The organism is Nonomuraea sp. NPDC003804 (assembly GCF_040610675.1).
Taxonomy (GTDB): domain Bacteria; phylum Actinomycetota; class Actinomycetes; order Streptosporangiales; family Streptosporangiaceae; genus Nonomuraea.
Map to the genome: position 1 here is coordinate 1 of NZ_JBEXMT010000022.1, position 16,127 is coordinate 16,127.

Here is a 16,127-nt window from a genome sequence, read left to right on the forward strand (position 1 = left end):
TATAGACGATGGGGTTGATAGGCCGGAGGTGGAAGCGCGGTAACGTGTGGAGCTGACCGGTACTAATAGGCCGAGGACTTGACCTCAAAGCTTTTTGCTCGCGTCCACTACGCAATTCTGAGACAGCAAACGGTCTCTCGGGGTTGCGGCGGTTATGGCGGGAAGGAAACACCCGGTTACATTCCGAACCCGGAAGTTAAGCTTCTCTGCGCCGATGGTACTGCACTCGAAGGGGTGTGGGAGAGTAGGTCGCCGCCGCGCAATCTTTACGGTAAGGGCCATCCCGGTTGGGGTGGCCCTTTCTGCTTTTCCGGCGGTGTTGTGGCCGGGGCTTGCTGGGTGTGCTCGGTCTTCGACATGGTGCGGAGGCCCCGTTGGCAGTGGCGGGGTGCCGGGGCCCCGGTTGACAGGACGGGCCTCCGGCGACGGTAATGGGCCAGCCATTGCGTCCGCGGCAGTCTCGTGGACTCCCCTCATGGACAGGGGCGTCGGCGGCCAGGCGCGTGGACGCTCCCATGAGCAGGGACGTCGGCGCCAGGCTTGTGGAACTACCGTAACGGGCACCAGGTGTCGTCCGCGGGCCTTGACGACTGCCGGCGCTCCTGTCCTGTCGAGTGGGTGAGCTTGGAGGCGCTGCCATCGCCGGCGGGCAGGCAGCGGGGCGGCTCCCGGCGGGCACGAAGCGCCTGCGGGACGGAAACCTGCGTCATGGAAGGCGCCAGTTTCAGCCAGCAGAACAACCAACCCTGCGCCGCGACTGGCAAGCCGCAGCCGACAGAATCCTGCGTCGCGAGAGGGCGGGCAGGCAGAGCCAAAGAACCCTGCGTCGCAGAAGGTGGGCGAACCTCAGCCAACGGAATGCTGTATGGCGGGGGCCGGGTAAGCCGCAACCTGTTGCCGTCACCGGAGGCGGGCGAGGCGGAAACCCAGGTCGTCGATGCGGAAACTCGGGTGGCTCTTGCGGCGGCACGACGCTCGGCAGCCACGCGGGCGATCATGCGCGCCACCGCCGCGGAAGACGCGATACGGGCCGTAGACGCTGGGATCGTAGACATCCCAGCACCACTCCCACACGTTGCCGATCATGTCGTGCAGGCCCCACGCGTTCGGCGCCTTGGTCCCGACATCGTGCACTTCGCCGCCGGAGTTTCCGCGGTACCAGGCGATCTCGTCCAGTTCTCCGTAGCGGACGGCGGATGTGCCGGCCCGGCACGCGTACTCCCACTCCGCCTCGGACGAGAGGCGGTAGCCGTCAGCTTCCCACTCGCAGACCGTGTCCTGCCCGTCGGGGTCCTCGCCCATCGAGTAGCACGGTTGGAGCCCCGTCGCCGCCGACAGCCGGTTGCAGAACCGAACGGCGTCCATCCAGGAGACTTCGGTCACCGGCGTTCGCGACCTCGACGGGCCGGTGGTCCCCCCGCCGATGACGGCGTGGTACTGCTCACGGGTCACGGGATGCGGCGCCATGCGGAAGGCTCCGACCTCGACCGTCCAGTGCGTCTTCGTGCCCTCGTCCCGCAGGACGATCTCGCCGGCGGGAATCTCCACCATGTTCGCGGCTATCGCCTGGGGCGGCTTGGGTTCAGTGATCATCGCGGATCCTCCGCACACGGTCGGTACATGTCGAGACGCCGGCCTTCGACCGGGGCCAGGCTTGAGGTGCTGGGTGTCCATCCGGTGGGTGGTCGGTGCCACCGATTCGATGCGACCTTACTGTTACTGCCTCGCCATCCACTCAGGCACGGTCGTCCTCCCTGTCGAGCAGGCCGCTGTCGCCGTAGAGGACGGTGTCGAGCAGGCGCAGCATCTCGGCGGTGGCGGCGGTGCCGCCCAGGATCACGAGCTTCATACGGTCCCGTTCCTCGTCGTGGACGGTCTGGACGCGTAGGGGGTGCGCGGGGTCGTGACCGGTGTTCGCCGCGGCCAGCACGAGCGTGCTCAACCGGTCGGCCGCGGCCCGGTCGACTCCGTCGATCTGTACGATGCTCGACACCTCCGCCGTCGCGACGCGGGCGGGCTGGGCCGGGTCCGTCTGCGGCCGCCCGATCAGCGCCTCGAGGTCGGCACGGGCGATCCGATACTGCTTGCCGATCCGTACCGCTTTGAGGCGGCCGGTTCGGATGTAGGCGCGGACGGTGCGCACATGCAGTCCGAGCCGGTCAGCCACCTGCTCAACGGAGTACAGTTCTTCCTTCATCAGTCCCTAACTTAGGGGATTAAGGGAGTGATAGGGAAGGTTGCAGTACTGCGACGCGTACCATGGGTGGTGACCGTACGTATCGCGTGGTTGGCTCCGCCGGATTGTCGGAGACGGCCGCTACGGTGCCTGGCATGGACTTTCTCCCCCACCTCCGGCGTGAGCTGGACGCCTTCCGCGCCTGCCTTGACGGTGATCTGTCCGCGTCCATCGAGTCCTGCGGCGACTGGACGTTGCGCGACCTCGCCGAACACCTCGGCGGATCGAACCTCTGGGCCGCCAAGGCAGTGACGGAGAAGCGGGGCGACTTCGTGCCACCGGCCGCGCCGCGGGATCCCGCCGGGTTGAGGGAATGGTTCGACGCGGCGTCGCAAACGTTGCTGGCGGCGTTGGACGTCGATCCGGCGGCCGAGGCGTGGACGTTCCACCCGCCGGCGACGGCCGGGTTCTGGCAGCGGCGCCGGTGTGTGGAGGCTCTGTTGCACCGGTGGGACGCCGAGCGGGCGACGGGTACGGCCCGTCCCCTCGATCCGGAGTTGGCGGGTGAAGGGGTGGCCGAGGTGTTCGAGGTGATGGCGCCGCGCCAGATCGTGCGGGGGCGGGCTCAGTCGCCCGATCACGCGCTGCGGCTGGTTGCCTCTGACATCGGTCGTTCGTGGACGTATGGGCCGGGCGCCCCGGTGGCCGAGCTGTCCGGCAGGGCTGAGGACCTGGTGTTGATGGTGTGGGGCCGCATGCCGAGTGACGACGAGGTGTTCGGCTGGGCGGGGGATCGGTCAGCGGGGCGGCGCGTCCTGACCGGTCCGCTGACCGCCTGATCGGTTGGTCGACGTGTGCGGAAGTGGTCGACGTGTGCGGAAGTGATGGTGACCTGCGGCGCCTGGGCGCCCGTCCCGATGGCCCGCGGCGCGCGGATGTTCGTTCCGATGGCCCGCGGCCCGCGGGTGTTCGTTCCGATGGTTGGCAGCGCGTGGGTGTCGGTCCGGACGGTCGGCAGCGCGTGGTGCCCGTCCAGACGGTGGGGGGCGTGTGGGTGCGGGTCCTGACGGTGGGCCGCGTGTGGGTGTCTGCGCCGGCGGCGGGCGTGCGTGGGTGCGTGCCTGTCACCGGCCGTCGGCGAGGTGCTTACGGGTTGACCAGGAGCTCGCCGGAGACGACGGTGACCGCTCGGCCTGCCAGGTCCACCCGGTCGCCCCGCGCGGTCGTACGGACGAGGCCGCCGCGGGCCGACAGCTGGGCGCCGACCAGCGAGGCCCGGCCGAGGCGAGCCGCCCAGAAGGGGGCGAGGGCACAATGAGCCGAGCCCGTGACCGGATCCTCGGGGACGCCGACGCGTGGGGCGAAGAATCGCGACACGTAGTCGTAGCGGACGGTGTCCGGAGCGGCGGAGGTGGCGTCGGCTGGTGCCGCAGGCGATCCAGTGGCTGGAACGGTGGCCTGGGCGGTGACGATGATGCCGCGCGCGTCGACGGTCTCGAGGGCGGTGATGTCGGGGTCGAGCGAGCGGACCGCTTCTTCCGACTCCAGCTCGACGAGGAGGTCGAGCTCGCTGCGTCCGACACCTGCTACCGCAGCTCCGAGCGCCTTTTCCAGCCCGTCGGGAACAGTGGCCGGCGTCACTTCTTTGGCGGGGAAATCCATCGAGATCAGTCCGTCGGTGGAGCGATTGACGGTGAGGATTCCACCCTTCGTCGCGAATTGGATCTCTCCGTTGGCCGCTCCTGTGGAATAGAGCACATGGGCGGTGGCCAGCGTCGCGTGACCGCACAGCGATACCTCGACCGCCGGAGTGAACCACCGCAACGAATTACCCAGCAGGAACGCCGTCTCGGAGAGCCGCATCTCGGCGGCCACGGACTGCATCCAAGTGTCGGAAGCGGCTGACTCCAGGAGGCAGACAGCGGCAGGATTACCGTGGAATGCTGTGTCAGTGAAGGCGTCGACGGTGAACAGGCGCATGAGCTCGATGCTATAGGTGGCCGATATCCAGTCGAAACCGGGATGCTTGCCGTACAAAATGGAATATGTGTTGGGCGTGTCGCATGGCGAACGTCGAATCGTCGGTTACCGTCCAATGTGTAGGGACGTGCCGATTACGGTGAGTTCCTGAGGAAAGGACAAGCCGATGGGGGCAGTGCGCAAGGTGGTGAGCTACCTTGGCCTGGGCGGGATCGACCAATACGATGACGGATACGACGACGAGCAGTACGAAGACGAGTACATGCCGGCGTCGGAGCGTGCCGCGAAGCGGTGGCGGTCCACCGTCGAGTCGTCACGGATCGTGATGGTCCAGCCGCTGAAATACAACGACGCACCGTTGATCGGGCAGCATTTCCGCGAGGGGCAGACGGTCATCATGGACGTCACCGGCATGCCCATGCCGGAGGCGACCAGGATGGTCGACTTCGCGGCCGGGCTGGCCTACGGGTGCGACGGTCGGATCGAGCGCATCGCGGACCGGGTGTTCCTGCTCGCGCCCGCGCATGTGGAGATCGAGAGCACCTGACGTGTGACTGTGCGCCGGGCCGGTCCTGGGGAGGCTGGTCTGGCGCAGATGTCCACGTCAGGTGGCACATGTCCTTTCCGTATGCCCACGATCGGCCGTTGGTCCGTGCATCCCGGCCCGCTGCTCCGTACGGCGGCTGCCCGCGTGTCGGCGTCGGGCCGCACGTCGGCGGCGTTCAACGGCCGGTTGGATCTGCCGTTCGCCTGGTCGAGGCGGCCAGGGTGTAGCGGTGCCGGTCGGCGTACGGGCGTACCCGGAGCGCGGCCGGCTCTTGCGGTCAGTCCATGGGACGGCGGGCCTGGTTCGTCTCGCGAACGACCGCCCAGGCGTCCGCCACCGGGCCCAGGTGCCGCAGCTTGTCGGGGTTGATCACCGCGCGGATCGCCTGGATCTGTCCGTCGAGGATGTCGAGCGCCAAGGTGTTGACGACCTTGCCGTCCCGGTCTCGGAAGATCGCGCCCGGCTGGCCGTTCACCAAATGCGGCTCCACGACACCGCCGATCCGGACGAACGGCGCGACGAACGCGGCCAGCATCCGGGACACGTTGTCGGCGCCGAAGACACCCGTGCCCCACAGCGGGGCCTTGCCGCCACTGTCGCCGACCATCTGCACGTCGGCGGCCAGCAGGTTCCGCAGCCCGTCCACGTTTCCCTCCCGGAAGGCATCGAAGAACCGCTCGGCGAGTTCTTCTCGCTCCCGGCGATCCGCCTCGAACCGAGCGCGTCCCGCGTCCATGTGGCGGCGCGCCGCACCGCGAGCTGGCGGCACGCCGCCTCCGACCTGCCCACCGCCGAGGCGACCTCCCCGAAGCCGAACCCGAACACCTCCCGCAGCACGAACACCGCCCGCTCGAGCGGGCTGAGCCGTTCCAGCAGCAACAGCGCCGCCATCGACACCGAGTCGGCCAGCTCCGCCGAGCGCACCGGATCCTCGTACGGGTCGGCCAGCAGCGGCTCGGGGAACCACTGCCCGGCATACTCCTCCCGCCGGACGCGCGCCGAGTAGCGGTGAGCGGGTCTCGACCTGCAAGAACCGGACCCGGGGGGAAAGGCGGCGCGGGAGCGTCGGCGCGCCGGCCGGCCCGCGGAAAGGGGCGGGGAGAACGGCTTGGTGCCAGCCGGCGCGAGGGGGCGAGGGGCGGCGCGAGGGGGCGAGGGGCTGGGTGCCAGGCGGTGAGGGGGGGAAGCGGCGCGGTGCCAGACGGCGCGAGGGGGCGAGGGGCGGCGCGAGGGGGCGAGCGGCTCGGTGCTAGGCGGCGCGGGGGCCGCGGCGCAGGAGGCGGGTGAGCTCGGCGGCGTCCTCGGCCGCCTGCTTGGCGCGCTCCTCCGCCTCGCGGGCATAGGCGTGCAGTGCCCAGACCGCGCCGTCGGCGAGGTCCTTGAGCTCGGCCAGGCGCCTTTCGACGTAGGCGGCGTCGGACAGCCGGGCCTGCCGCAGCCGCCAGAGCCGCCATCCGCCCAGGCCGGCCAGGACGGCGCCGAGCAGCGCGAGCGGCCACCACACGACCCCGGCGGCGACGAAGAGCGTGACGGCCAGCGCCAGCGCCAGGTACGGCAGCCACGGCAGCCCGCGGTCGGGCATGCCGTCCGCGACGATCTCACGTTCGGCGGCGGCCATGGAGGTCGCGTCGGGGCCCTCGGGGCGGAGCTCCAGGCGGTGGCCGAGCACGGGCACGGTGATCGCGTCGGGAGGCGGGAGTTCGGTGTCGGCGGCCAGCTTCGCGGCGACGTCGCGCAGGATCGGCGCGGCCACGTGCAGCGCGATGGCGGCCAGGAAGGGGTCGGCGCCGGGGCGCAGGTCGTCGAGCAGGTGGCTGACGAGCGAGCCCATCGGTCCGGGAGGGCCGCCGAGCCCGGCCATCGTGCGGAGGACGGCGAGCGGCTCCTCCTCCGCCCACGCGGTGGCGGGGGCGGCGGTCGCGTTCGTGAGCGAGGTGCGCGACTCGGAGTCGGCCTGCCGGGTCGAGGTGATCTCGGTGCAGCGGGCGCGGAGCCTGGCCAGCCTGGCCGCGGCCTGGACGGGCGTGGCCAGTTCGGGGATCTCGGCCAGCTCGGGGAAGTCGACGAGCGCGGCCGGTATGACGACGGCGGGCTCGCCCGGGGCCAGGGCCTGCACCCACGTGTTCGCCTCGGTATGGCCGGGGATGGCGAGCGCGTCGAGCCTGCGGAGGACGAAGATCTTGCCGGCCGGGCCGTACGCGCCTCTGGCGGCGGCCAGCCACAGCGCGCGCTGGCCGTGGGGGAGGGGCAGGTCGAGGGACAGCTCGCCGAAGGCGGTGCCGAGCCACGAGGCGTGGATGCGGTCGCCGTGGCCGGCCACCGCCAGGGCGAGGCAGAGGAAGAGCGCGGTGTTCTGCTGGTCGCGGCCCGCCGCCCTGGTCAGCGGTTCGAGCGGGTCGTCGCCGACGAGGATGGCGGCCAGCGCCTGTACGGCGGGCGGCAGCCAGGAGCCCGGGTCGTCCTGGAAGGTGGGCGCGGCCGGTGGCGTGGAGCTGTCGGCGGCGAGGCTGGCCAGCAGGGCTTCGACGTATCGGTGGAGCTCCGTGGTGGCCTGGGGGCTCGCGGTCAGATCCGTTGCCAAGGCAGAGAACTCCCCCAATATCGGCCTCATTCCATGACCGCGTAAAGCCTAGCCGGGGGGCGCGCCAACCTTGCGGAGGCGCGCCCACGACTCACATGCGCTCGGGTACGGGGACGCCCAGGAGGTCGAGGCCGGTTTCGAGCACCCGCAGGGTCAGCGCGCACAGGGCGAGCCGGGAGGCGCGGGTGTCGGCGTCGACGTCGTCGCGCAGGACGGGGCACTCCTCGTAGAAGGTGCTGAAGAGGCTGGCCGTCTCGAACAGGAACGAGCCGAGCCGGTGCGGCTCGACCAGGGTGGCGACCTGGTCGACGACCGCGCCGAAGCCGAGCAGGTGCAGGGCCAGGGCGCGCTCGGCCGGTACGCCGAGGACGATCGGGCCGCGCGCGTCGGCCGGATCGACCCCGGCCTTGCGGAAGATGGAGCGGATCCGGGCCGTGGCGTACTGCATGTACGGGCCGGTGTTGCCGGAGAAGCTCAGCATCCGGTCGAAGTCGAAGACGTACTCGCTGTCGTGGCTGATCGACAGGTCGGCGTACTTGACCGCGCCCATGCCGACGGCGTGGGCGATCTCGGCCTTGGTCTCCTCGTCGTAGCCGCGCTCGGCGATGGCCGCCGACGCGCGGTCGACGGCCTCCTGGAGCAGGTCGGTGAGCTTGACCGACTCGCCGGAGCGGGTCTTGAAGCGGCGGCCGTCCTTGCCGAGCATCATGCCGATTTGGACGTGCTCGGCGGAGACGGTGTCGGGCAGCCAGCCGGCCTGCTTGGCGGCGGCGAAGACCATGCGGAAGTGGAGCGCCTGGTCCGCGCCGACGACGTAGAGGACGCGGTCGGCCTTGAGGTCCTCGACCCGGTAGCGGATCGCGGCCATGTCGGTGGAGGCGTAGCCGTAACCGCCGTCGCTCTTGCGGATGATCAGCGGGAGCGGCTTGTCGTCGGAGCCGGTGAACCCGGGCGGGAACAGGCAGAGCGCGCCTTCGCTCATGGTCGCCACGCCCATGGCCTGGAGATCGTCGCAGGTCTTCTCGAGCATCGGGTTGTACATGCTCTCGCCGGCGATGTCGGCGTCGGTGAGCGTGACGCCGAGCATGTCGTAGACCTTGTCGAAGTAGCGGATGGTGGCGTCCATGAAGACGTGCCAGAGCCGCATGGTCTCGGGGTCGCCCGACTGGAGCGTGGTGACCCGCCGGCGGGAGCGGGCCTTGAACGACTCGTCGCTGTCGAACTTGACGCGGGCGGCCTGGTAGTACTCGGTGCCCTGGCCGGCCTCGAGCTGGGCGACGGCGGCCGCCTCGCCGATGTCGAGCAGGTGCTCGATGAGCATGCCGAACGGCGTGCCCCAGTCGCCGAGGTGGTTCTGCCGCACGACGGTGCTGCCGAGGTGCTCGTAGACGCGGGCCATCGCGTCGCCCACGATCGTGGTGCGCAGGTGGCCGACGTGCATCTCCTTGGCCGCGTTGGGCGCGGAGTAGTCGATCACGATGCGCTGCGGCGGCATGACCGTGCCGACGCCGGTGCGCGGGTCGGCGAGCATCTCGTTGGCCTGGCCGGTGACCCAGCCGTCGGACAGGGCGATGTTGAGGAAACCGGGACCGCTGACCTCGATCGTGCCGGGGAAGTCGGAGAGCTGGTCAGCGATCTCCTGGGCGACCTCCCGCGGGGCTCGTCGCAGGCGCTTGGCCAGGCTCATCGCGACGTTCGCCTGGAAGTCGGCGAACTGGGAGGGCCGGATCAGCGGGTCTGCGTCGGCGTACTCGGGGCCGAACGCGGTGGCCAGCGCACGCTGGACGCGCTCGGTGAGCACTATCTGCGGGTCGGTCATGTTCCAAGGGTACCGGTGAGCCTGACCGAGACGCTGATGCACGCCGCGCCCACGACGGAGATGGCGACGGCCTCCCAGCCACCCGTGCCGAGCTCGAAGAACGCGCGGGTGGCGGGGACGGCGAGCGCGACGGCGAACAGCACCGCCATCGCCCCGACGAGCACGGCCTTCCAGGCGTTGAGCGGCCGGGCGACGAGCACCAGCACCCACCAGGTGACCAGGAAGAGCGTGATGACCGCGGGCGTGCGGTCGCCGCCGGCGAGCGTGAAGGAGAGCATCACCGCGGCCCCGGTGACCAGCCCGGCCGGTACGGCGAAGCGGAGCACGCGCGGCACGAACCCTGGCAGGGACCGCTCGGCCGTCGGCGCGAGCGCGAGGAAGAAGGCGGGCACGCCGATGGTCAGCGCGTTGACCAGGGTCGAGTGCCGGGGCGCGAACGGGAACATGACGCCGAGCAGGCCGACCACGAGCGACAGCGCGAGCGCGTAGAAGGTCTTGGTGAGGAACAGGTTGGAGACGCGTTCGATGTTGGCCAGCACCTTGCGCCCCTCGGCCACCACCTCCGGGAGCGAGGCGAACCTGTTGTCCAGCAGCACGACCTGCGCGACCGCCTTGGTGGCGGGGCTGCCCGCGCCCATCGCGATGCCGAGGTCGGCGTCCTTGAGCGCGAGCACGTCGTTGACGCCGTCGCCGGTCATCGCCACCGTGTGGCCGCGCGACTGCAGCGCGGTGACGAACTGCCGCTTCTGCTGCGGGCTGACCCTGCCGAAGACGGTGTTGCCCTCCAGGATCTCGGCGAGCTTGTCCTCGTCGTCGGGGAGCGTCCTTGCGTCGACGGCGCGGTCGCCGCCGGGGATGTCGAGCGCGGTGGCGATGGCCGCGACCGCGTCGGGGTGGTCGCCGGAGATGACCTTGACGGCGACGCCCTGCTCGGCGAAGTACCGCAGCGTCTGGCGGGCGTCGGGCCTGATCCGCTGCTTGAACGTCACCAGCGCGACGGGCTCCCTGCCGTCGGTACGGCAGAGCGCCACGACGCGGGCGCCGGTCGCGGCCAGCTCGGCGGCGGTGCCGTACGCGGTGGTGCCGGGGGTCAGCAGCACGTCGGGGGCGCCGAGCGACCAGGTGCCGTGCCCGTCGAAGGTGGCGGCGCACCATTTGCGGGCCGACGAGAACGGCACGATGTCGGTGCTGGTCCAGCCGGGCGCCTCGGGGTAGCCGGCCTGGATGGCCTGGGCGGTGGCGTTGGGGCGCGGGTCGACGTGTGCCAGGGCGGCGAGGGCGGCGTCGACGGGGGCGTCCTCCTTGAGCGGGATGACCTCGTCGAGGTCCATGCCGCCTGCCGTGAGGGTGCCGGTCTTGTCGAGGCACAGGATGTCTGTCCGCGCGAGGCCCTCGATGGCGGGCAGCTCCTGGACCAGGGCGTCGCGCTGGCCGAGCCGGACGACGCCGACGGCGAAGGCGATGCTGGTCATGAGCACCAGGCCCTCGGGGATCATGGTGACGATGCCGGCGACCGCGCCGGTGATGGCCGACCCGAAGTCCTCGTGGTTGCGCACCTGGCTGTAGATGAGCAGGGCGCCGATCGGGATGACCAGCCAGGTGATGTACCTGATGAACCGGGCGACGCCGTCGCGCAGCTCGGAGTGGGCCAGGTGGAACCTGCTGGCCTGCTCGGTGAGCCTGGCGGCGTAGGCGTCCTCGCCGACCTTCGTCGCGGTGAAGGCGCCCGAGCCGGCGACGACGAAGCTGCCGGACAGGACCTCGTCGCCGGGCCGCTTGTGGACGGGGTCGGCCTCGCCGGTGAGCAGCGACTCGTCGATCTCCAGCCCTTCGGCCGCGACGACCTCCCCGTCGACCAGCACCCGGTCGCCGGGTCCGAGCAGGACCAGGTCGCCCAGCACGATCTGGCCGGGGTGGATGCGCTGGTCGGCGCCGTCTCTCCGGACGGTGACGGGTGCCTCGTTGACCACGGCGAGGCGGTCGAGCGTGCGTTTGGCGCGTAGTTCCTGGACGATGCCGATCATCGCGTTGGCCACGATCACCAGGCCGAACAGGCTGTCCTGCCAGGCGCCGAAGATGAGGATGAGAGCGAACAGGACGCCGATGACCAGGTTGAAGAGCGTGAGGACGTTGGCCCGGATGATCGCCGACAGCGACCTGCTCGTCCGGCGTGGGACGGTGTTCTTCTTGGCGACCGCCACTTGGGCAGATGTCAGACCTTCCACGCGTTTCCCCCGAATTCCCCCGAAATCGCGGTATCGATCACCATAGCCGGTGGGGGCGATGGCCGGTCCCGAGACGCTCGCCGATGCGCGTGACGATGCCCCTGCGGGAGAGCGTCGCGGCGAGCTGGCAGGCGGCGCTGACGCCGGCGGCCTTGGCGGCGCCGTGGGCGATGACGACCGTGCCGTTCAGGCCGAGGAGGGCGGCGCCGCCGTACGCCTCGGAGTCGAGCCTGGCCGACAGGTCCCTGAGGCGGGCCCGCTGCATGAGCGCGCCCATCCTGGCCAGCGTGCTCTCGTTGACCGACGCCCGCAGCTCGGTGAGGGCGTAGCGGACCGCGCCCTCCATGGTCTTGAGCGCGACGTTGCCGGTGAAGCCGTCGGTCACGATGACGTCGACCGCGCCCGTCAGCAGCTCGTGGCCCTCGACGTTGCCCAGGAAGTGGATGCCGGGTACGGCCCGCAGCAGCTCGTGCGCGCGCCTGACGAGCTTGTCGCCCTTCTCGGGTTCGGAGCCGATCGTGAGCAGGCCGACGCGGGGGTTGCGGATGTCGTGCGCGGTCTCGGCGTAGGCGGAGCCCAGGTGCGCGAACTGCACCAGCATCTCCGGCTTGACCTCGGCGTTGGCGCCGGCGTCGAGCAGGATCGTGGGCGTGGGCCTGGTGGGCAGGGTGACGGCGAGGGCGGGCCTGATGACCGACTGCTGCGCCTTCAGCCGGAGCTTGCCGGTGGCGACGATGCCGCCGGTCGAGCCCGCGGACACCACGGCCGAGGCGTCGCCCCGCCTGAGCAGGTGGCAGGCGACGGCGATGCTGGAGCGAGGGCGGCGCAGGCTGGCGAGCGCGCCCTCGTCCATGGCGAGCGCCTCTTCCGCCCGCACGATCGGGATCTCGGAGGTGGCGTCGTGGTCGGCCAGCGACTCGTAGAGCACCCGCGGCGAGCCGACCAGGACGATCGGCAGGCCGCGCGTCCTGACCGCGTGCACGGCGCCGGCCACGATCTCGTGCGGCGCGTGGTCGCCGCCCATGGCGTCGAGCGCGATCGGCGGTTCGGACTCTGGCACAGTTCGAATCGTATGGTTGTTATGCCAGGTTCCAGTCAGTGACCCCGCGGGCCACGATGAGCTTGGCGAACATCGATCGTCCCGTGACGCGGATCAGCGGCCCGTCACCGCCCGAGCCGCCCGACACGTTGCGCTTGCCGAACATCGATGCGCCCTCGTCGATGACGTGGGCGTTCTCGGGAACCCGGATGATCATCTTGCTGAAGCGGGCGTCGGCCTGGATCGTGATCTCCCTTCCGGGCAGGACGGCGTCGGACAGATCCATGATCAGGGCGCCGAAGGTGGCGCTCAGCCTGGTGTGCCGGGAGGCGACCCAGCGGCCCTTGCGGATGACCTTGCTGAAGACCGCGTTCACGGTCTGCTGCTCGACCAGCGCGGGCCTGGCGCCGGCCGCGATGTCGGGCAGGTCGTGGGTGACGGGGACGAGCTCCCCGACGGTCTTGGCCGTGTAGGCGGCCTCGAGCCGGTCGGCGTGCTCGACGCTGGTGAGTCTGCCGGTGGCGAGGGCCTCCCCGAGGACTGCCGCGACGCGGTCGCGGTCGGCGTCGGAGGCTCGCATTGCTGCGTCGTCGGTCACAGTCCGCCAGTGTATGTCCATTCGCGATATGTCGCGAGTGGTCAAAGCTCGCCGGAAACTTGGGTTTCAGTGGAACCAGAAGGCGCCGCCGCCGCGTCCGGTAATAAGAGCCCCTAGACGCGCGAGGGGGCTCATAGGTTTACCTCCGATCGAACAAAAAAGATGGGAAAGGCCTAGTGATCTTGAATCAAGCGGGAACGCGACGCTTCAAGGCCTACACCTCCAAGCATCTCGACGAGCTCCTTCTGCGAGCGGGCCTCGACGAGACGGAGCGCCTGAAGGTCAGGGCAGTGGCCACAGTTCTGCCGTTTCGGACGAACGCGTACGTCGTCGACGAACTCGTCGACTGGTCGGCCGCACCCGACGATCCCCTCTACCGCCTGGTCTTCCCCCAGGCGGACATGCTGCCGAGCCCCGATGTTGACAGGCTCGCCGACCTCCTGAAGGCCGAGGCGCCGAACGCGGAGATCCAGGCGGAGGCCAACAGGGTCCGGATGAAACTCAACCCGCACCCGGCGGGGCAGCTCTCGCTCAACGTGCCGCGCATCGGCACGGAACCCGTGCCCGGCATGCAGCACAAGTATCCGGAGACGGTGCTCTTCTTCCCCAAACAGGGGCAGACGTGTCACGCCTACTGCACCTACTGCTTCAGGTGGGCGCAGTTCGTCGGCGACGCGGACCTCAAGTTCGCCTCCGACGACGTCGGCCAGCTCGTGTCCTACCTCGGCGCGCACCCCGAGGTCACCAGCGTGCTGCTGACGGGTGGCGACCCCATGATCATGGGCGAGCCCGTGCTCAGGCGCTACGTCGAGCCGCTGCTGGAGATCGAGCAGCTGGAGTCGATCCGCATCGGCACCAAGTCCCTGGCCTACTGGCCGCAGCGCTTCACCACCGACCCCGACGCCGACGACACGCTGCGCCTGTTCGAGAGCGTCACCGCGGCGGGCAAGAACCTCGCGTTCATGGCCCACTTCTCCCATCCGCGCGAGCTGGACTCGCCCCTGGTGGGGCAGGCGGTCTCGCGCATCCTCGCCTCGGGGGCGACCATCCGCACGCAGGCGCCGCTGATCAGGTCCATCAACGACGATCCCGAGGTGTGGTCGTCGATGTGGCGGCGGCAGCTCGGGATGGGGATGATCCCCTACTACATGTTCGTCGAGCGGGACACGGGACCGCAGGACTACTTCGCCGTGCCCCTCGCCAGGGCCTACGAGGTCTTCAGGGACGCGTACGCGTCGGTGTCGGGGCTCTGCCGTACGGTTCGGGGGCCTTCGATGTCGGCGACGCCGGGAAAGGTCTGCGTCGACGGCGTCACCGAGATCGCGGGGCAGAAGGTCTTCGTCCTCCATCTCATCCAGTCGCGCGATCCCTCCTTGGTCGCCAGGCCGTTCTTCGCCCGCTACGACCCGACGGCCGTGTGGCTGACTGATCTGCGGCCCGCCTTCGCCGATCGATTCCCGTGGGAGGCGGTCACGGAGGACGCTCTCCTGTCGGCCTGAGCGGTCAAGCGGATATCCCGCTACGGAAAAATCTGAGCCCCCGGCCCGTGGCATTTGTTTCCCGTGCCGTTGTAACGGGCCGGTGGCACTCCCTTGATCGACTGGTTGGGCGTCGGGGGAATATCCGAAATCCACCCTCCCTATGTCCGGACTTGTCGACCTCCCTCTTGATCCCATGCTGGGGCTCCAACCGAGGTGGGGCCCGTGTTTGCCGGGGCTGCCGGCCGTTCGCGGTGGTGATAGAACTGCGTCGGTAGCTCAGCCGGACGGCGCGCGCTCCCTGTGGCGCCCATAGCGTGCACGCCGGCTTTCGGGGACTTCGAATCGCGATTCGAATATCGAACGACGCGAATCGAAAAAGAGCCGGGAAGGCAATCATGAAGCGAATTATCAAGGCAGCGGTAGCCGTCGCCGTCTGCGGGCTCGCCGCGGCTGTGGCGGTGCCCGCGCAGGCCGACACCTCCGTCCGCGTCGACGGGAGCGGCATCGTCGAGTCCTTCGGCGTCAAGCAGGCGGCAGGCCTGCACAACCTCCCGCCGTTCGCCGAGCGCGTCTCGCTGCGGACGGACAACGAGCTCGCCGACAGGACGCTGGGCCCGGCCGCCTCGGCCACGGGCGGCTCCCTGCTCAACGGCCAGGACCTCGCGACGGTGACGCAGTCCACCGAGGCCGGCGGCCCCTACGAGGAGGTCGACCGCTTCGTCAAGTGGGTGCTGGGGATCTCCCCCAAGGAGGTCTACGAGGCCACCACGGGCGAGGAGTACCCCACCGACAACCCGATCATCGACGTGGCCGACCTCGTCGACGCCGACAGCGACAGCGACACGGCCGCCGCCTCCCGCGAGGGCATGAGGAGCCGCAAGGACGCCGCCGAGGAGGGCCGCACGGGTCCCAGGCTGGCGCCCGTGGTCCGCGAGGTGGCGCCCGTCGAGGCCGCGCCGATCGCCGACACGCTGCCCGGCCTGGTGAACGCCGTTTCGCTCGACGAGATCGCCCCGCTCGTCGATGCCTCCACCGACGTCGTCGACAACAACACCAACAGGGTCGTCAGCTCGGCCGGCGAGACCCAGGGTGGGGTCGCCGAGTCGGTCGCCCAGACGACCGACCTCCACGCCGAGGACTGAGCCGAGGACACGCGGCGGCCTCACGGCCGCGCGACACCTCACCTGACGGGGGTCGCACCCCAGCACACACTTCTTGACCGCGGGCACGTCCTCCCAGGTGCCGGTAGGGCCGCAACCGCGCGTCATCACCGGTGCTGGCGGGCGTGACACCGTACGGCAAGCCCGGCCGAGCGCGTTTGCGCAGGCGCATGGCCGGGGCCAGCCGGAGGGCCGCTCCCGGGAGCGCTCCTTACGCGCCGCGACGGCGCCCGTGAACCACGACCGTTCGACGACGTTGGGACGGAACGTCGAACGGGCGGCGGTGATCGGGAGCCGGAGGGAGAGCCGGCGGCACCTGGCGCCGACTCGGCCGGCGGGCGTGAGCCACGGGCTCACGGGACGGACCGCCCGCCGGTCGGCTCACAGGTCGACCGCCACTCCTCCTCCATGACGCGGGCCGGCACGGCTGGCTCCACGAAACCGGTGGCCCTGGGTCAGGCCACCGGTTTCGCCATGTCCGCCACGCCACCACCCGCTCGCCGACGGAGCGGCGGGAGAGC

At 70.2% G+C, this 16,127-nt stretch carries 15 protein-coding genes and 2 rRNA genes; 7 read left to right on the forward strand and 10 right to left on the reverse strand.

Translation table 11 applies throughout. The features are described 5' to 3' along the window. Together ABZX22_RS27780 and rrf are read left to right on the forward strand one after the other, a co-directional pair. Nucleotides 1-86: ribosomal RNA gene (locus ABZX22_RS27780) — 23S ribosomal RNA — on the forward strand; the annotation flags it as partial. 58 nt (nt 87-144) lie between these two features. Continuing rightward, a 5S ribosomal RNA gene (gene rrf / locus ABZX22_RS27785) occupies nt 145-261 on the forward strand. 639 nt (nt 262-900) lie between these two features. On the opposite strand, the gene ABZX22_RS27790 is transcribed toward rrf, so the two are convergent. Both ABZX22_RS27790 and ABZX22_RS27795 read right to left on the reverse strand, forming a co-directional pair. Then, nucleotides 901-1,551, reverse strand: a complete 651-nt coding sequence (locus ABZX22_RS27790; protein ID WP_354914193.1) for a formylglycine-generating enzyme family protein — start codon at nt 1,549-1,551, stop codon at nt 901-903. Nucleotides 1,552-1,735: 184 nt separating this feature from the next. Then, complete coding sequence (locus tag ABZX22_RS27795) at nt 1,736-2,197, reverse strand: helix-turn-helix domain-containing protein (RefSeq protein WP_354914195.1); 462 nt, start codon at nt 2,195-2,197, stop codon at nt 1,736-1,738. A 134-nt stretch (nt 2,198-2,331) separates the two neighbouring features. On the opposite strand from ABZX22_RS27795, the gene ABZX22_RS27800 reads away from it, so the two are divergent. Next, nucleotides 2,332-3,015, forward strand: a complete 684-nt coding sequence (locus ABZX22_RS27800; protein ID WP_354914197.1) for a maleylpyruvate isomerase family mycothiol-dependent enzyme — start codon at nt 2,332-2,334, stop codon at nt 3,013-3,015. A gap of 307 nt (nt 3,016-3,322) precedes the next feature. On the opposite strand, the gene ABZX22_RS27805 is transcribed toward ABZX22_RS27800, so the two are convergent. Further along, nucleotides 3,323-4,156, reverse strand: a complete 834-nt coding sequence (locus tag ABZX22_RS27805; protein ID WP_354914199.1) for a PhzF family phenazine biosynthesis isomerase — start codon at nt 4,154-4,156, stop codon at nt 3,323-3,325. 166 nt (nt 4,157-4,322) lie between these two features. On the opposite strand from ABZX22_RS27805, the gene ABZX22_RS27810 reads away from it, so the two are divergent. Beyond that, on the forward strand, nt 4,323-4,703 hold the full coding sequence (locus ABZX22_RS27810) for a cell division protein SepF (protein ID WP_354914201.1): 381 nt from the start codon (nt 4,323-4,325) through the stop codon (nt 4,701-4,703). A 277-nt stretch (nt 4,704-4,980) separates the two neighbouring features. Here the strand turns inward: ABZX22_RS27810 and ABZX22_RS27815 are convergent, their stop codons facing one another. Together ABZX22_RS27815 and ABZX22_RS27820 are read right to left on the reverse strand one after the other, a co-directional pair. Continuing rightward, complete coding sequence (locus ABZX22_RS27815) at nt 4,981-5,238, reverse strand: hypothetical protein (protein ID WP_354914203.1); 258 nt, start codon at nt 5,236-5,238, stop codon at nt 4,981-4,983. Beyond that, entirely contained in the window at nt 5,175-5,546 is a 372-nt protein-coding gene (locus ABZX22_RS27820; RefSeq protein WP_354914500.1) for a hypothetical protein, read from the reverse strand. Before ABZX22_RS27820 ends, ABZX22_RS27815 begins: the two co-directional genes overlap by 64 nt. Here ABZX22_RS27820 and ABZX22_RS27825 point away from each other — a divergent pair. Next, nucleotides 5,440-5,709 (forward strand): hypothetical protein, encoded by a 270-nt coding sequence (locus ABZX22_RS27825; RefSeq protein WP_354914510.1) that lies wholly within the window; start codon nt 5,440-5,442, stop codon nt 5,707-5,709. The genes ABZX22_RS27820 and ABZX22_RS27825 overlap by 107 nt on opposite strands. A 243-nt stretch (nt 5,710-5,952) precedes the next feature. Here the strand turns inward: ABZX22_RS27825 and ABZX22_RS27830 are convergent, their stop codons facing one another. The 5 genes from ABZX22_RS27830 to ABZX22_RS27850 all read right to left on the reverse strand — a co-directional run bounded on the left by ABZX22_RS27830 (nt 5,953) and on the right by ABZX22_RS27850 (nt 12,965). After that, nucleotides 5,953-7,284 (reverse strand): hypothetical protein, encoded by a 1,332-nt coding sequence (locus tag ABZX22_RS27830; RefSeq protein WP_354914205.1) that lies wholly within the window; start codon nt 7,282-7,284, stop codon nt 5,953-5,955. A gap of 91 nt (nt 7,285-7,375) precedes the next feature. Next, nucleotides 7,376-9,103: an arginine--tRNA ligase gene (gene argS, locus ABZX22_RS27835; protein ID WP_354914207.1), complete on the reverse strand. Its 1,728-nt coding sequence runs from the start codon at nt 9,101-9,103 to the stop codon at nt 7,376-7,378. Beyond that, nucleotides 9,100-11,304 (reverse strand): HAD-IC family P-type ATPase, encoded by a 2,205-nt coding sequence (locus tag ABZX22_RS27840; protein ID WP_354914209.1) that lies wholly within the window; start codon nt 11,302-11,304, stop codon nt 9,100-9,102. Before ABZX22_RS27840 ends, argS begins: the two co-directional genes overlap by 4 nt. 61 nt (nt 11,305-11,365) lie before the next feature. Beyond that, nucleotides 11,366-12,388 carry a phosphate acyltransferase PlsX gene (plsX, locus tag ABZX22_RS27845; protein WP_354914211.1) on the reverse strand — a complete coding sequence of 341 codons (1,023 nt, stop codon included), beginning with the start codon at nt 12,386-12,388 and terminating at the stop codon, nt 11,366-11,368. A gap of 19 nt (nt 12,389-12,407) precedes the next feature. Further along, nucleotides 12,408-12,965: a DUF1707 domain-containing protein gene (locus ABZX22_RS27850; RefSeq protein ID WP_354914213.1), complete on the reverse strand. Its 558-nt coding sequence runs from the start codon at nt 12,963-12,965 to the stop codon at nt 12,408-12,410. 176 nt (nt 12,966-13,141) lie between these two features. Here ABZX22_RS27850 and ABZX22_RS27855 point away from each other — a divergent pair, with 176 nt between their 5' ends. Continuing rightward, entirely contained in the window at nt 13,142-14,464 is a 1,323-nt protein-coding gene (locus tag ABZX22_RS27855) for a lysine 2,3-aminomutase (protein ID WP_354914215.1), read from the forward strand. 377 nt (nt 14,465-14,841) lie between these two features. Beyond that, a complete protein-coding gene (locus ABZX22_RS27860; protein ID WP_354914217.1) occupies nt 14,842-15,588 on the forward strand; it encodes a hypothetical protein in 747 nt (248 codons plus the stop codon). The last annotated feature ends 539 nt before the right edge of the window (nt 15,589-16,127 follow it).

Excerpts from the sequence above, each read along its gene's own strand:
- ABZX22_RS27790 (WP_354914193.1), bottom strand. The coding sequence starts at position 1,551 with ATGGTGGAGATTCCCGCCGGCGAGATCGTCCTGCGGGACGAGGGCACG.
- ABZX22_RS27800 (WP_354914197.1), top strand. The coding sequence starts at position 2,332 with ATGGACTTTCTCCCCCACCTCCGGCGTGAGCTGGACGCCTTCCGCGCC.
- argS (WP_354914207.1), bottom strand. The coding sequence starts at position 9,103 with ATGACCGACCCGCAGATAGTGCTCACCGAGCGCGTCCAGCGTGCGCTG.
- ABZX22_RS27805 (WP_354914199.1), bottom strand. The coding sequence starts at position 4,156 with ATGCGCCTGTTCACCGTCGACGCCTTCACTGACACAGCATTCCACGGT.
- ABZX22_RS27815 (WP_354914203.1), bottom strand. The coding sequence starts at position 5,238 with ATGCTGGCCGCGTTCGTCGCGCCGTTCGTCCGGATCGGCGGTGTCGTG.
- ABZX22_RS27860 (WP_354914217.1), top strand. The coding sequence starts at position 14,842 with ATGAAGCGAATTATCAAGGCAGCGGTAGCCGTCGCCGTCTGCGGGCTC.
- ABZX22_RS27795 (WP_354914195.1), bottom strand. The coding sequence starts at position 2,197 with ATGAAGGAAGAACTGTACTCCGTTGAGCAGGTGGCTGACCGGCTCGGA.
- ABZX22_RS27810 (WP_354914201.1), top strand. The coding sequence starts at position 4,323 with ATGGGGGCAGTGCGCAAGGTGGTGAGCTACCTTGGCCTGGGCGGGATC.